The 13,513-nt window shown below is 70.5% G+C and carries 14 protein-coding genes and 1 pseudogene; 7 read left to right on the forward strand and 8 right to left on the reverse strand.

Annotated features, from left to right (window positions below):
* Both O2L01_RS02350 and O2L01_RS02355 read right to left on the reverse strand, forming a co-directional pair.
* Positions 1 to 731 (reverse strand): annotated as a pseudogene (locus tag O2L01_RS02350) (acyl-CoA dehydrogenase family protein); the annotation flags it as partial.
* A gap of 60 nt (positions 732 to 791) precedes the next feature.
* Positions 792 to 1,616, reverse strand: coding sequence for a UbiA family prenyltransferase (locus O2L01_RS02355; protein WP_270120085.1), 825 nt, complete (start codon positions 1,614 to 1,616; stop codon positions 792 to 794).
* Positions 1,617 to 1,642: 26 nt separating this feature from the next.
* On the opposite strand from O2L01_RS02355, the gene O2L01_RS02360 reads away from it, so the two are divergent.
* The 4 genes from O2L01_RS02360 to O2L01_RS02375 all read left to right on the forward strand — a co-directional run bounded on the left by O2L01_RS02360 (position 1,643) and on the right by O2L01_RS02375 (position 6,055).
* Positions 1,643 to 2,359, forward strand: a complete 717-nt coding sequence (locus tag O2L01_RS02360) for a methyltransferase domain-containing protein (RefSeq protein ID WP_270120086.1) — start codon at positions 1,643 to 1,645, stop codon at positions 2,357 to 2,359.
* A 158-nt stretch (positions 2,360 to 2,517) separates the two neighbouring features.
* Entirely contained in the window at positions 2,518 to 4,191 is a 1,674-nt protein-coding gene (locus O2L01_RS02365; protein WP_270120087.1) for an extracellular solute-binding protein, read from the forward strand.
* Between the two features lie 5 nt (positions 4,192 to 4,196).
* Entirely contained in the window at positions 4,197 to 5,171 is a 975-nt protein-coding gene (locus tag O2L01_RS02370) for an ABC transporter permease (protein ID WP_270120088.1), read from the forward strand.
* The gene (locus tag O2L01_RS02375) at positions 5,168 to 6,055 is read left to right on the forward strand and encodes a carbohydrate ABC transporter permease (protein ID WP_270120089.1); all 888 of its coding nucleotides are present in this window, start codon (positions 5,168 to 5,170) and stop codon (positions 6,053 to 6,055) included. The genes O2L01_RS02370 and O2L01_RS02375 overlap by 4 nt, the downstream gene beginning before the upstream one ends.
* On the opposite strand, the gene O2L01_RS02380 is transcribed toward O2L01_RS02375, so the two are convergent.
* The 5 genes from O2L01_RS02380 to O2L01_RS02400 all read right to left on the reverse strand — a co-directional run bounded on the left by O2L01_RS02380 (position 6,052) and on the right by O2L01_RS02400 (position 10,029).
* On the reverse strand, positions 6,052 to 6,453 hold the full coding sequence (locus O2L01_RS02380) for an arsenate reductase ArsC (protein WP_270120090.1): 402 nt from the start codon (positions 6,451 to 6,453) through the stop codon (positions 6,052 to 6,054). The two genes, O2L01_RS02375 and O2L01_RS02380, sit on opposite strands and share 4 nt — an antisense overlap.
* Positions 6,446 to 7,528 (reverse strand): ACR3 family arsenite efflux transporter, encoded by a 1,083-nt coding sequence (gene arsB / locus O2L01_RS02385; RefSeq protein WP_270120091.1) that lies wholly within the window; start codon positions 7,526 to 7,528, stop codon positions 6,446 to 6,448. Before arsB ends, O2L01_RS02380 begins: the two co-directional genes overlap by 8 nt.
* Positions 7,525 to 7,896, reverse strand: a complete 372-nt coding sequence (locus O2L01_RS02390) for an ArsR/SmtB family transcription factor (protein WP_270120093.1) — start codon at positions 7,894 to 7,896, stop codon at positions 7,525 to 7,527. Before O2L01_RS02390 ends, arsB begins: the two co-directional genes overlap by 4 nt.
* A gap of 158 nt (positions 7,897 to 8,054) precedes the next feature.
* Complete coding sequence (locus O2L01_RS02395) at positions 8,055 to 8,543, reverse strand: AAA family ATPase (protein ID WP_270120094.1); 489 nt, start codon at positions 8,541 to 8,543, stop codon at positions 8,055 to 8,057.
* A gap of 22 nt (positions 8,544 to 8,565) precedes the next feature.
* Positions 8,566 to 10,029, reverse strand: coding sequence for an FAD-dependent oxidoreductase (locus tag O2L01_RS02400; RefSeq protein WP_270120096.1), 1,464 nt, complete (start codon positions 10,027 to 10,029; stop codon positions 8,566 to 8,568).
* A 102-nt stretch (positions 10,030 to 10,131) separates the two neighbouring features.
* Between O2L01_RS02400 and O2L01_RS02405 the strand changes: the two genes are divergently transcribed.
* Complete coding sequence (locus tag O2L01_RS02405) at positions 10,132 to 10,479, forward strand: ArsR/SmtB family transcription factor (protein ID WP_270120097.1); 348 nt, start codon at positions 10,132 to 10,134, stop codon at positions 10,477 to 10,479.
* Positions 10,480 to 10,547: 68 nt separating this feature from the next.
* Here the strand turns inward: O2L01_RS02405 and O2L01_RS02410 are convergent, their stop codons facing one another.
* Positions 10,548 to 11,171 carry a GTP cyclohydrolase II gene (locus O2L01_RS02410; RefSeq protein WP_270120099.1) on the reverse strand — a complete coding sequence of 208 codons (624 nt, stop codon included), beginning with the start codon at positions 11,169 to 11,171 and terminating at the stop codon, positions 10,548 to 10,550.
* Between the two features lie 92 nt (positions 11,172 to 11,263).
* Here O2L01_RS02410 and O2L01_RS02415 point away from each other — a divergent pair, with 92 nt between their 5' ends.
* Positions 11,264 to 11,743: a MarR family winged helix-turn-helix transcriptional regulator gene (locus tag O2L01_RS02415; RefSeq protein WP_270120101.1), complete on the forward strand. Its 480-nt coding sequence runs from the start codon at positions 11,264 to 11,266 to the stop codon at positions 11,741 to 11,743.
* 157 nt (positions 11,744 to 11,900) lie between these two features.
* Positions 11,901 to 13,418 (forward strand): alpha/beta fold hydrolase, encoded by a 1,518-nt coding sequence (locus tag O2L01_RS02420; protein ID WP_270120104.1) that lies wholly within the window; start codon positions 11,901 to 11,903, stop codon positions 13,416 to 13,418.
* The last annotated feature ends 95 nt before the right edge of the window (positions 13,419 to 13,513 follow it).

The raw sequence follows: 13,513 nt of genomic DNA on the forward strand, positions 1-13,513 counted from the left end.
ATGGCTTGGGCGATCATGAGCGTGCCGCCTTCGACGCCGCCGCGGTGGGCGTCGGGGTCCACTTCGACGTCGAAGTGGACGTCCTGGCTTCCGGTGGCGCGCATGCCGAGTGAGTCCCAGGTCGCTTCGACGCGGATGCCTTCGCCGGCGGGGACGAGGAAGTAGGAGACCTGCGGTTCGTCGGCGTCGGCCTCGCGGGCGGTCACGAGGTAGGCGTCCACGTGCCCGGCGCCGGAGACGAACGCCTTGCTGCCGGTGATGCGGTAGCCGGAGTCGGTGCGGCGGTAGGCGGTCGTGGTCTGGGAGAGGCGCGAGCCGCTGCCGCGCTCGCTCATCGCGACCCCGTAGAGGGCGCCGCCCGCGGCGGCTTCGAGGGCTTTGTCGCGGGCGTCGAAGGAGCTCTTGGGCGCGCCGAGGAGGCGCACGAGATCGTCGGGGGTCTGCGCGAGGGCGCCGGTGACGGAGGCGTGCATGTTGAACACGAGCGCCGTGGAGCCCGCGCCGCGCGCGAGGGCGGAGGCGACGCGCGCGTACTCGCTGAACGAGGCGCCGAAGCCGCCGAGGTGTTCGGGCACCATGAGTCCGAACAGGCCCGCCTTGCGCAGGTCGGCGAAGTCCGCTTCCGGGAACCGCCCTTCCTCGTCGTGGACGGCGGCGCGTTCGGCCAGGTCGGGCGCGAGTTCGCGGGCCAGCGCGAGGGCTCGTTCGCCGGGGCTCTCTGCAGGAGTCATGCGGTTCAGTGTCCCCGCTGCCGGGGCCCCGATCAACCCTCGACACTCAACCCTCGACACTTATGCCGCGGAGATTCCGATGTGGAGAAGGAGGGCGACGTCGATCAGGGCGACGAGCATGACGGCGCGGAACGCGGCCCTGGAGCGGGGGCGGTTGTCGAGGAGGAAACCGGCGATGAGGATGACCACGGCCGCCGGTACGGTCGCCAGTGCGAGCGGTGAGGCCGTGCCGTCCGGGCCGAAGACCAGGAGCAGCGAGGCGGCCAGGACGAGGGCGGCCGTGGCGAGGCGGCTCGGCAAGGGGCCCAGGCGGTGCGGGAGGCCGCGCACGCCGGTCGCGGCGTCGTCGGCGAGGTCGGGGAGCACGTTGACGAAGTGCGCGGCGGAGCCGAGGGTCGCGGCGGCGGCGATGAGCCACGGCGGCGGGAACGGGTCGCCGTTCGAGAGGAACGCGGGCAGGAGTCCGAAGGAGACCGCGAAGGGCAGCACGGAGATCGCGGTGGATTTGAGTTTGAGGTCGTAGGCCCAGGCTGAGGCGAGAGCGGCGAGGTGCGCGGCGGCGGCGAGCGGGGCCGAGAGCAGCGTGAGGGCCACGGCGGCGACCGCCGAGGCGAGGAACGCGGCGCGGACGGCGGCGGGCCGGATCTCCTTGGCCGCCAAGGGCTTGTCGGTGCGGCCGACGAGGGCGTCGCGGGGGGCGTCGACGAGGTCGTTGAGCCATCCGACGGAGAGCTGCCCGGCGAAGACGGCGGCGGTGGCGAGGACGGCCGAGCCGAGGGGGCGGTCCGAGCCGAGGGCGAGCCCGGCGGCGACGGCCGAGACGGCGACCGCCGGCAGCGGGTGGGAGGCTCGCACGAGCGCCCAGCCCGCAGACAACTGCTTCACAGCCGTCAGTGTGTCACCCTGGCGGGATGAGCGGAAGCCCCGAAACGCCGGTGCCCAACGATCCGGCGATGTACGACCGGTTGGCCGGGGAGTGGTGGCGGCCGCGCGGCGTGTTCGCGATGCTGCACTGGCTCGCGGCGGCGCGGGCGGAGTCGATCCCGGTCGCGGCGCGGGAGGGTGCGGTGCTGGTCGATCTCGGGTGCGGGGCGGGTCTGCTCGCGCCGCATCTGGAAGGCAAGGGCTACACGCACATCGGGGTGGACCTTTCGCGGGAGTCGCTGCGGGCGGCCGCGGATCACGGCGTGCTGGCCGTCCGGGGGGACGTGCTCGCGGTGCCGCTCCCTGACGCGTGCGCGGAGGTCGTGGTGGCGGGCGAGATCCTGGAGCACGTGCCGGATCTCCCCCGGGCGGTCGCGGAGGCGTGCCGGCTGCTGCGCCCGGGCGGGCTCCTCGTGATCGACACGCTCGCGGCGACCGCGGCCTGCCGGTTCCTCGCGATCGACCTGGCCGAACGCCTCCCGCGCATCGCCGTGCGCGGCGTGCACGACCCGGCGCTCCTCGTCGATCGCCAGGCACTCGTGGAGGAGTGCGCGAAGCACGGTGTGGCCCTTGAACTCCGCGGCATTCGCCCTTCATTGACCGCATTCGCGGGATGGCTGCTCGGCCGCCGGGACTCGGTCCGGATGGTGCCCGTGCGGAGCACGGCGGTGCTCTTCCAAGCCCGGGGCCGCAAGCGCGTTTAGGCCCAGCTCGGGGCCGGACTCCAGGGGCCGATGGGAGGGCTGTTGCGTGGGTCTCATCGAAGCAGTTATATTTGTTTGGTCATACCTTTAAAAGAACGGCCCCGGCAGCCAGCAGAAACACCAGGCGAACCCTGTATCCCCCAACGAAAGGCATCGCCATGGGCGACACCTCAAGCAAGGCTCCCAATTTCAAGATCCAGCGCCGCGGTCTCTTCCAGGCGAGCGCGGCAGGCGCGGTCGCCGCCTCGCTCGCCGGATGCGCGGCACTCGACGAAGGCCCCGAAGGGACGGCGGCAGGCTCCGACGAGCTCGCCGACCTGCTCCCCACCTACACGCCCTACGAAGGCGGCATCGAACCGGACCTGCCCGGGCAGCCCGACGGCACCGTCACGCCCGGCTTCCTCTCCCGCCCGGCCGAGCCCGTCAAGGCCATCACCGAACCTGTGATGACCACCGGCGAGGACATCACCGCGATCACCCCGCTGTGGAACCCGACCCCGCCCGGTCTGCCCGACAACTCGTACTTCACCGCCGTGAACGAGATCCTCGGCGGCACCGTCGTCTTCAACATCGCCGACGGCAACAACTACCTCGACAAGATCACCACCACCCTCGCCAGCGGCGACGTCCCGGACATGTTCCAGATCCCCGGGTGGGAGATCATCAACCTCTCCGACTTCGGCGAGGCCGCGAACGAGCTGTTCGCCGACCTCTCGCCCTACCTCGCGGGCGACAAGGCCGCCAAGGACTACCCGCTCCTCGCGTCCTACCCCACCGCCGCATGGGCCATGGGCGTCTTCGGCGGCAAGCTCCTCGGCATCCCCTGGGAACGGTCGCCTTACACCAACGCGCTGTTCACCCGCCAGGACATCCTCGACGAGCTCGGCCTCGAGCAGCCGAAGAACCTCGACGAGCTCCTCGCCGTCGCCGAGGAGGTGAACGACCCGTCGAAGAACCGCTGGGCGTTCGCCAGCCTCGACAACACCCTCCAGGAGGTCATGGGCGTGCCCACCCTCTGGAAGGTCGAGGACGGCAAGCTCGTCCACAAGTTCGAGACCGAGTCCTTCGCCGCCGCGATCGAGTTCGTGCGCAACGTGTTCGACAAGGGCCTCGTGCACCCCGACTACGTCGCCGACCGCAACACGAACGCGAAGGAGATCATCGGCTCCGGCCAGGCCGTGTTCTTCGAGGACGGCCTCGGCGCCTGGCACGAGATGTTCCAGACCTACCGCAACGTCGAGGGCTTCAACCTGCAGATCGTGGACCCGATGCCCCGCGAACCCGGCGGCACCCCCACGATCTGGCGCGACGACCCCGCCGGCATGTTCTGCTTCATCAAGAAGGACCTCTCCGAAGAGCGCGTCAAGGAGTGCCTGCGGCTCGCCAACTGGTGCTCGACCCCGTACGGCACCGTCGAGTACGACCTGGTCTCCGACGGCGTCGAAGGCGTCCACTTCATCGTCGACGACCAAGGCGTGCCCCAGCGCACCGAACTCGGCCAGACCGAGGTCGCCCCGACGTACATGTTCCTCTCGGGCAGGTCGAACGCGAACATGAAATTCCAGTACCCGGGCATGGTCGAGCGCCTGCACGAGTGGGAGACCAACGCCGCCGCGTTCCTCGACCCCAGCCCCTTCCAGGGCCTGCGCATCGAGATGCCCTCCGACCTCGCCGCCGAGAACGAGCCGATGAAGGAAGCGCACCACGAGATCTACCGCGGCCAGCGCGAAGTCGCCGAATGGGCCCAGATCGTCGACGACTGGCGCGCCAAGGTCGGCGACTCCGCCCGCGAGTACTACACCAAGATCGCAGAGGACAACGACCGACTGTGACCGCAGTGAGCACGAAGGCGTCCCCGGTCGAGCAGGCCGGGGACGCCCCCCGACGAACCGTGAAACCGAAGGCGCACTGGCGCGAGCGGCTGCGCCGCGACTGGCCGCTGCTCCTCATGGCCGCGCCCATGATGATCCTGGTGTGGGGGTTCTGGTGGATCCCCTCGCTGGGCAACGTGATCGCGTTCCAGGACTACAAGCCGTTCACCGGCGGCATCTTCGGATCGCGCCTGGTCGGCTTCACGCACTTCCAGATGCTGTTCGCCGACGCCGAGTTCACGCGGGCGATGGTGAACACGCTGTCGATCACCGCGTTCCAGCTGGTGTTCTACTTCCCCGTGCCGATCGCGCTGGCGCTGCTCATGCACTCGCTCGTGTCCGAGCGGCTGCGGTCGATGCTGCAGAGCGTGGTGTACCTGCCGTACTTCTTCTCCTGGGTGCTCGTGGTCGCGATCTTCCAGCAGATGCTCGGCGGGGCGGGCCTGCTCTCGCAGGTGCTGCGCGCCAACGGGTTCGAGGCCGTGGACTGGATGACCGATCCGGACACGTTCATCCTGCTGGTGACCTCGCAGGCGATCTGGAAGGAGGCCGGCTTCGGGGCGATCATCTTCCTCGCGGCGCTGGCCGCGATCGACCCGAACCAGTACGAGGCGGCCGCGGTGGACGGGGCCGGGCGCTGGAGGCGCCTGTGGCACATCACGCTGCCGGGCATCCGGCCGGTGATCGTGCTACTGCTGATCCTGCGGCTCGGTGACGCGCTGAACGTCGGGTTCGAGCAGTTCTTCCTGCAGCGCAGCGCGGTCGGGTCGCAGGCCTCCGAGGTCTTCGACACGTTCGTGTACTACAGCGGCATCCGCACCGGCGACTTCGACTACGGGGCCGCGGCGGGGCTGTTCAAGGGCGTGGTCGGGCTCGTGCTGATCCTGGCCGCCAACAGATTCGCCCACTTGCTGGGCGAGCAGGGGGTGTATTCGAAGTGAAGGCGACCAGACCCGCGTGGGAGGAGAAACCCACGATCGGCGGGCAGGCACTGAAAGGCACCAGCATCGTCGTGATCGCGCTGCTGATCCTGTTCCCGCTGTACACGATCGCTCTGACGAGCCTGTCGAGCGGCGAGACCGTGAACCGCGTGGGCGGGCTCGTGATCTGGCCGGGCGACGGCGTCACGTTCAGCGCCTACGAGCAGATGTTCCGCAACCCTGTGGTGCTGCGGTCGCTGGTGGTGTCACTGGCGGTCACGGCGGTCGGCACGGTCATCAGCGTCGTCGTCTCGATCCTCGGCGCGTACTCGCTGTCGCGGCCGGGGTCGTTCGGGCACAAGTCGATCCTGTTCTCAGTGCTGCTGATGTTCGTGATCTTCCCGGGCCTCATCCCCGTGTACCTGTGGGTGAGCGCGATCGGGCTGCGCGACAACTACCTCGCGATCATCCTGCCGATGGCGGTGTCCGCGTTCAACGTGGTGGTGCTGCGGGCGTTCTTCATGAGCATCCCGCAGGAGCTGTTCGACTCGGCCCGCATCGACGGCGCCGGCGAGTTCCGGGTGCTGTGGCAGATCGTCACGCCGCTGTCGAAGGCCGTGATCGCCGTGGTCACGCTGTTCTACGCGGTCGGGTACTGGAACAACTGGTTCAACGCGTTCCTGTACCTGGACGACACCTCGAAGTGGCCGCTGGCGCTGGTGCTGCGCACGTACGTGGTGGAGTCGGCGCCGCTCCCGCAGGCCTCGGGCCTGCAGGACGCGCCGCCGACGCTCGCGGTGAAGATGGCGATCGTGATGGTCGCGATCATCCCCGCGCTGATCATCTACCCGTTCGTGCAGAAGCACTTCAAGAAGGGCGTCATCATCGGCGCCGTGAAGGGCTAAGCGAGCAGTTCCCCGATCAGGCCTTCGACGCGGGCCTTGATCTCGTCTCGGATGACCCGGACGGGCGCGATTCCCTGCCCGGCCGGGTCGTCCAGCGTCCAGTCGAGGTAGCGCTTCCCGGGGAAGACCGGGCAGACGTCGCCGCAGCCCATGGTGATGCACACGTCGGAGGCCTCGACGGCGTCGACGGTGAGGATCTTCGGCGACTGGTCCGCGATGTCGATCCCGACCTCGCGCATGGCCTCCACGGCGACCGGGTTGACCTGGTCGGCGGGGGCCGAGCCGGCGGAGCGGACCTCGATGCGGCCCTCCGCGAGGTGGGCGAGCCACCCGGCGGCCATCTGGGAGCGCCCGGCGTTGTGGACGCAGACGAAGAGCACGGACGGCTTGTCAGACATTGACGGTGTTCCTTTGCGGCTGGGCGTTGAAGAAGCGGCGGGCCCGGAGGCTCACGTAGACGAGGCCCACGAGCACGGGGACCTCGATGAGCGGGCCCACCACCCCGGCCAGGGCCTGGCCGGAGGCGGCGCCGAAGGTCGCGACGGCGACGGCGATGGCGAGTTCGAAGTTGTTGCCGGCGGCGGTGAACGCGAGGGTCGTGGTGCGCTCGTAGCTCAGGCCGATGCCCTTGCCGAGGGCGAAGGACCCGGCCCACATGATCGCGAAGTAGGCGAGCAGCGGCAGCGCGATCCGCACGACGTCGAGCGGGCGGGCGATGATCGCCTCGCCTTGCAGCGCGAAGAGGACCACGATGGTGAACAGCAGGCCGTAGAGCGCGAACGGGCCGATCCGCGGCAGGAACCGGTCCTCGTACCAGGCGCGGCCCTTGCGGCGCTCGCCGAGCGCGCGGGTCAGGTACCCGGCCGCGAGCGGCACGCCGAGGAAGACCGCGACGTTGAGCGCCAGTTCCCAGCCGGAGACCTCGAGGCCCGCGGCGTCGAGGCCGAGCAGGCGCGGGAGGGCGTCGAGGTAGAGCCAGCCGAGGCCGCCGAAGGCGAGCACCTGGAACACCGAGTTGAGGGCGACCAGGACGGCCGCCGCTTCCCGGTCGCCGCAGGCGAGGTCGTTCCAGATGATGACCATGGCGATGCAGCGGGCCAGGCCCACGATGATCAGGCCGGTCCGGAACTCGGGCAGGTCCGGGAGGAACACCCAGGCGAGGGCGAACATGAGGGACGGTCCGACGAGCCAGTTGAGGACGAGCGAGGCGGTCAGCAGCCGCTTGTCCCCCGTGACGGCGCCGAGGCGGTCGTAGCGGACCTTCGCAAGCACCGGGTACATCATGACGAGCAGTCCGGCGGCGATGGGCAGTGAGACGCCGCCGATCTGGATCGCGTTGAGCGCCTTGCCGACCGCGGGGACCCACTGGCCGAGGGCCAGGCCCGCGAGCATGGCCGCGCCGATCCAGACGGGCAGGAACCGGTCGAGGGTCGAGAGCCCGCCGCGCGCCTCGGCGGCCCGGTCGGCGCTCACGCGGCGGCCTCGGCCGGGACGGCGAGGAGGCCGGAGAGCAGGTCGAGGGCGGCGCGCTCGGCGCGGTAGTAGACCCACGTGCCGCGGCGCTCGGCCGTGACGAGGCCGGTGTCCTTGAGGACCTTGAGGTGGTGGGAGATGGTGGGGGCCTTGAGGTCGAACGCGTCGGTCAGGTCGCAGACGCAGACCTCGCCGCCCGCGTGGGAGGCGATGAGCGAGAGCAGCCGCAGCCGCACCGGGTCCCCGAGGGCCTTGAAGGACGGGGCGAGCCGCTCGGCCTGGTCGGCGTCGAGCGGTTCGGCGACCAGCGGCACCCGGCAGTCGTCCGGGTCGGCGGTCTCCAGGAGCGGCAGGCGCTGTTTCGACATGCGTCTATTTTGACGAACGTCTAGGCAAGCGGCAACTCCAGTCCCACCCGCACCGGCGGCCGCTTCGCGTCTCGCGGGCGGCCGCGCAGGCAGCGGGCCCCGCCGCCGGCCGCGCGGCCACGAATGATCACCGCGAGTTCAAGCGGCGTTCACCGGAGTCAGTCCAACGCGTGCCGCAGGAGGCGCGCCGTGACGGCTTCGAGCGGTGCATCGGTGTCGATCTCGAGGGTCGCCCCGGCGCGCAGCAGCGGCTCGACCTCGGCTTGGTCGCGCAGGGCCCGCTCCAGCTGCTCCGGCGTCTTCCCGTAGTCGTTGCCGGTCCGGCCGAGGAGCCTGCGCCGCACGACTTCCGGTGCGGCGCTGAGGAGGACGACGCGGTCGAAGTCGGCGTAGAAGCGGCCCTGGTTCGGGACGCAGCCGCTCACGAACAGCGCCTCGCCTTCGGCCTCGTCCAGCAGCCGCCGGATGCGGGCCTCGTGCCAGACCCAGCCGGGCTCGGCGGTCGGCTTCGGCGGCTCCAGGTCGGCCGCGGGCGAACAGTACCCGCCGAAGTCGGTGTCGACCGCCGCGTACCCGCGCGCCCTGAGCGCCGCGACGACGGTCGACTTCCCGACTCCGGACACGCCCGTGATGAGCATCCGTCTCATCGGGCCAAGCTAGCAGGCGGGGCTAGCCGCAGCAGCCGGACTTGAGCTGCGGCAGCTCGACGCGCTCGCCCGCGCGGCCGTGGAGGACGCCGGTGGCGAGGCCGCGGGCGCCGACGGCGACCGGCTCGGGTTGCGCGGTGCCGCAACCGGAGTCGGCGTCGGCCGTGGTGCCGCAGCATCCGGCGGACTCCCCCGCGTCGGCGATCGAGGTGGCGTCGAGGGCGCGGCTGGAGGAGCAGACGCCGGTCTCGGGCAGGTCCAGCTCGACCCGGTCGGCGGCCTCGCGGTCGCCCGCGAGCGCCGCCGCGATGGAGCGGACCTGCTCGTAGCCGGTGGCGAGCAGGAACGTCGGGGCGCGGCCGTAGCTCTTCACGCCGGCGATGTAGAAGCCCTCGTCGGGGTGGGCGAGGTCGGCCTCGCCGTGGGCGGGGACGGTGCCGCAGGAGTGGAAGTTCGGGTCGATGAGCGGCGCGAGCTTCGCGGGGGCCTCGACCGCGGCATCGAGGTCGAGGCGCAGTTCGCGCAGGAGCTCGAGGTCGGGCCGGAAGCCGGTGGCGGCCGCGACGTTGTCGGCTTCGATCTTGAGGTCGTGGCCGCCGGTCGTGCCGGTCACCGTCACCGATCCGTCCGCGGCCGTCGCGAAGGCGTCGATCGTGAAGCCGGTGACCAGTGCGACCGCGCCGGACTCGACGAGGCCCTGCAGGCGGGTGCCGATCGTGCCGCGCGCGGGGAGCGCGTCGGCGGAGCCGCCGCCGTAGACCTTCGCGGCGCTGCGGCCCCGGATCGCCCAGGTGACCGCGGTGCCCGGCTCGGTTTCGGCGAGTTCGGCGAGGAGCAGCAGCGTGTTCGCGGCCGAGTGGCCCGCGCCGACCACGAGGGCGCGCTTGCCGGCGAAGCGGCCGCGGTCGCGGCCGAGGACGTCCGGGAGCGGGCCGGTCTGCCAAGGGGCGTCGGCGGTCTCCCCCGCGGCCGGCAGGCCGTTGGCGCCCAGCGGGTTCGCGCGGCCCCAGACGCCCGAGGCGTCGATCACAGCGTCGGCCACCACATCGGACCACTCGCCCGCGCCATCCACCGTGCGCAGCAGGTAGGCCCGGCCTTCGCGGCCGAGGCTGTGCGTCTTGTCGGCGCCGAGGCGGGCCACCCCGGTGACGCGGGTGCCGTAGCGCACGTGGGGCGCCAGCGCGGCGGCGAGCGGTTCGAGGTACCGCTCGATGAGTTCAGAGCCGAGGGGCAGCCCGTCGGCGTCCGGCTCGGTCCAGCCGGTGCCTTCGAGCAGTCGCCTTGCGGCCGAGTCGATGTCGAAGCGCCATGGCGAGAAGAGCCGCACATGGCCCCATGCGCCGATCGCCGCCCCGGCGCCGGGGCCGGCTTCGAGGACGATCGGGGTGATGCCGCGTTCGGCCAGGTGCGCGGCGGCGGCGAGGCCCACGGGGCCGGCGCCGATGACGGCGACGGTCTTGGCGAGGCGGCGAGAGGAAAGGGACACGGTGACCTCCTTGGAGTGGTCGCGCCGATCGCGATCACATCAACGGAGATAATTAATACCAGCGAATGCTGTTGATAGCAAGTTCTGTGGTTTACTTGTTCCATGAGCCGCCTGATCGAGATCGAGCTGACCGACGTCACCGCCGAACCCGACGAGAAGCTCGTCGAACGCGCCCGCGACCTCGCACCCCAGTTCAAGGCCCTCGCCGACGAGAACCGGCTCGCGATCGTCATGCTCCTCTCCGAGCGCGACCGCACCGTGCGCGAACTCACCGAGGCGACGGGCTTGGCGCAGACCCTCGTCTCGCACCACCTCGCGCCGCTGCGCGAACTCGGCCTCGTCACCGTGACCCCCAAGGGCCGCAGCAATGTCTACGCCCTGTGCTGCGACGCCTTCACCGGCCCCATGCGGGCGCTGGCCGGGCTCTCGACCGCGACCAGGAGCTGCTGAAGCACGCGAAAAGGCCCCCGCAACGATCCCTGGAACCCAAGGGCGATGCGGGGGCCTTTCGGCGTTCGTCAGGCGGCCAGAGCGATGGTGTGGCCGGTGTGGCGGACCTTGGCGCTGAGGTAGCGGACGTTGCTGTCGGTCGCGAAGACGCCCGTAGGAACAGTCGCCGTCACGTCCGCACCGAGGTCGCGGAGCTGGCGGGCCTTGTCCGGGTTGTTCGTGAGCAGCTCGAACGGGCCGACGCCGAGGGCTTCGAGCATCTGGGCGGCGGCGGTGTAGTCGCGGCCGTCCTCGGGCAGGCCCAGGGCGGTGTTGGCCTCGTAGGTGTCCAGGCCGTCGTCCTGCAGGGCGTACGCGTCGAGCTTGTTGTACAGCCCGATGCCGCGCCCCTCCTGCCGCAGGTAGAGGAGGACGCCGCCGCGTTCCGAGATGCGTTCGACGGCCTCGCGCAGTTGGGGGCCGCAGTCGCAGCGGGCCGAGCCGAAGACATCGCCCGTGAGGCATTCGGAGTGGAGCCGCACGAGCGGGGCGTCGCCGGGGGCGGGGCGGCCCAGCACGAGGGCCAGGTGCTCCTCGCCGTCCGCGAGGCCCTTGAAGGTGACGGCCTCGGCGGTGGTCTCGTAACCGTCGCCGAAACGCAGGGGGATGGTGACGCGGGTGCGGACCGCGGCGGTCGCGTGAACGGGTTCCATGTCGTCTCCGGAGGTCAAGGCGGTTCAAATTTGAACCGCTTCGACTAAGGTACTATTGGGTTCAAATTTGAACAAGGAGATAGGCTGGAGGCATGGGTCACACGAATTGGCTGAACGACGAGGAGATGAAGGCGTGGATCGCGTTCGTCTCGTCGGCGACCCTCGTCGACCGCGAGCTCGACCAGCAGCTCAAGGAGGACATGGGCCTCTCCCACCTCCAGTACCAGATCCTCATGACCTTGAACGGGGCCGAATCCGGCGCGATGCGCATGACCGAGCTGGCCGAGCGGCTCATCAACTCCAAGAGCGGCCTGACCTACCAGATCGGCCAGATGGAGAAGGCCGGGCTCGTCACCCGCCGCCAGTGCGAGTGGAGCAAGAGCGGCGTCCTCGCCGAGATCACCGCCGACGGCCGCGCCATGCTCGAACGCGCCGCGCCCGGGCACGTGGAGGCTGTGCGGGAGATCCTCATCGACGTGCTCACCGCCGAGGAGCGCCAAGTGCTCGCCGAAGGACTCGGCCGCGTCCGCGACCGCATCGCCGAACGCAAGCCGGGCGGCACCTGCTGGTAGCCGCGGGGCGCACGTTCCCCTAGGGACACAGGACAGACAAAGGTACAGCCTGCGGGATCCCCAGGGCGCCATTAGTTTTCATAGAATCTCAGGTGGAAAGGCACATCCGGCGCGCCGTTGGGCGATCCGGTTCACTCCAGGCAGAAGGAACTCCTGCATGCGAGCATCCACCCGTCATCTGACCGCGGCCGGCTCGGCCGCGGTCCTCGCGATCACCCTCCTCGCCGCCGCACCCGCGGCGGCGGGCTCCTCCCACCACGGCATCGACTGGCAGCCGTGTCCCGACGTGGAGCCGACCGAAGCGGTCGAGTGCGCCACGATCGAAGTCCCGCTCGACTACGACCGCCCCTGGGGCGAGAAGATCGAGATCGGTCTCGCCCGCAGGCAGGCCGCGAACCCCGACGAGAAGATCGGCACGATCCTCATGGACCCCGGCGGTCCCGGCGGCTCGGGCGTCGAGTCGGTCAAGTTCTACAACCCGCTCACCGGCGACGCCGCGGAGCGCTTCGACGTCATCGGCTTCGACCCGCGCGGCGTCAACACCAGCACGCAGGTGCTCTGCGGCGAAGCGGCCGTGAGCGTGGTGGACGCCATCGGCATCCCGACCGACCAGGACTCCTTCGCGGCGCTCGAGGACGCCAACGCGGCGCTCACCGAGGACTGCCGCGAACGCACCGGGAAGCTCTTCGACCACGTCTCGAACCTCGAGACCGTCGAGGACATCGAGCGCATCCGCCGCGCGATCGGCGAGGGCAGGCTGAACTACCTCGGCTACTCGTACGGGACCATCATGGGCCAGCAGTACGCCGAGTCGTACCCGCACCGCATCCGCACGATGGTGCTCGACGGCAACATGGACCACAGCCTGGAGTCCGAATGGGACTTCATGCGCACCGAGACGGGCGCCGGGGAGGAGAACTTCACCGCGTTCACCGCCTGGTGCGCGGAGGCGCCCGAATGCGCGCTCCACGGCGAGGACGTCGCATCCGTCTACAGCGGCCTGAAGGCGAAGGCCCGCGCCGGCGAGCTCGTCGACCCGGACTCCGGTGAGCCCCTTGACTTCTACGCGCTGTCGATGCAGTACACGTTCGCCGCGAACTCGCCGCAGTCGTGGCCGGGCCTCGCGGAGGCGTACGTGGCGCTGCGCGACGGCACGCCCCTCCCCGGCGGCATGGCGCTGCAGGCGGAGGAGCCGATCAACCACCTGTTCTACCCGGCCTGGTGCCAGGACTACGGGTGGCAGATCGAGGACTACGACGAACTGGCCTCGCTGCAGGAGCGGCTGGCCGAGGCCTACCCGAACGTGGAGTGGACGCCGTACGACAACTACGCGCTCACCTGCGTCGGCTCCGGCATCGAGCACACCAACGAACGCGATGAGCTGGACGTCGACCACGCGCCGCCGATCGTCTTCATCGGCAACGAGCACGACCCCGCGACCGTGTACGACTGGTCCCTGGCCTCTTCCGAACAGGCCGGCGGGCACCTCGTGACCTATGAGGGCTACGGGCACACCGTGTACGGCGGCATCTCGACGTGCATCGACGACGCGATCAACGCGTACTACGTCGGCAGGACCGTCCCGGAAGAGGGCCTGAGCTGCCCGAACCTGGACTTCCCGGAGATCGGCGCGCTCACCGACCGGCGCGCGCCGCGCACCGGCGGACCGTTCTAGCGCGGGTTGCAAGCGGGGGGGGGGGGCCCCCCCCCCCCCCCCCCGCGGGGGGGCCCCCCCCCCCCGGGGGGGGGGGGGCGGGTGGGCGAGGGGGG

The organism is Glycomyces lechevalierae, from assembly GCF_027622945.1.
GTDB lineage: Bacteria > Actinomycetota > Actinomycetes > Mycobacteriales > Micromonosporaceae > Glycomyces > Glycomyces rutgersensis.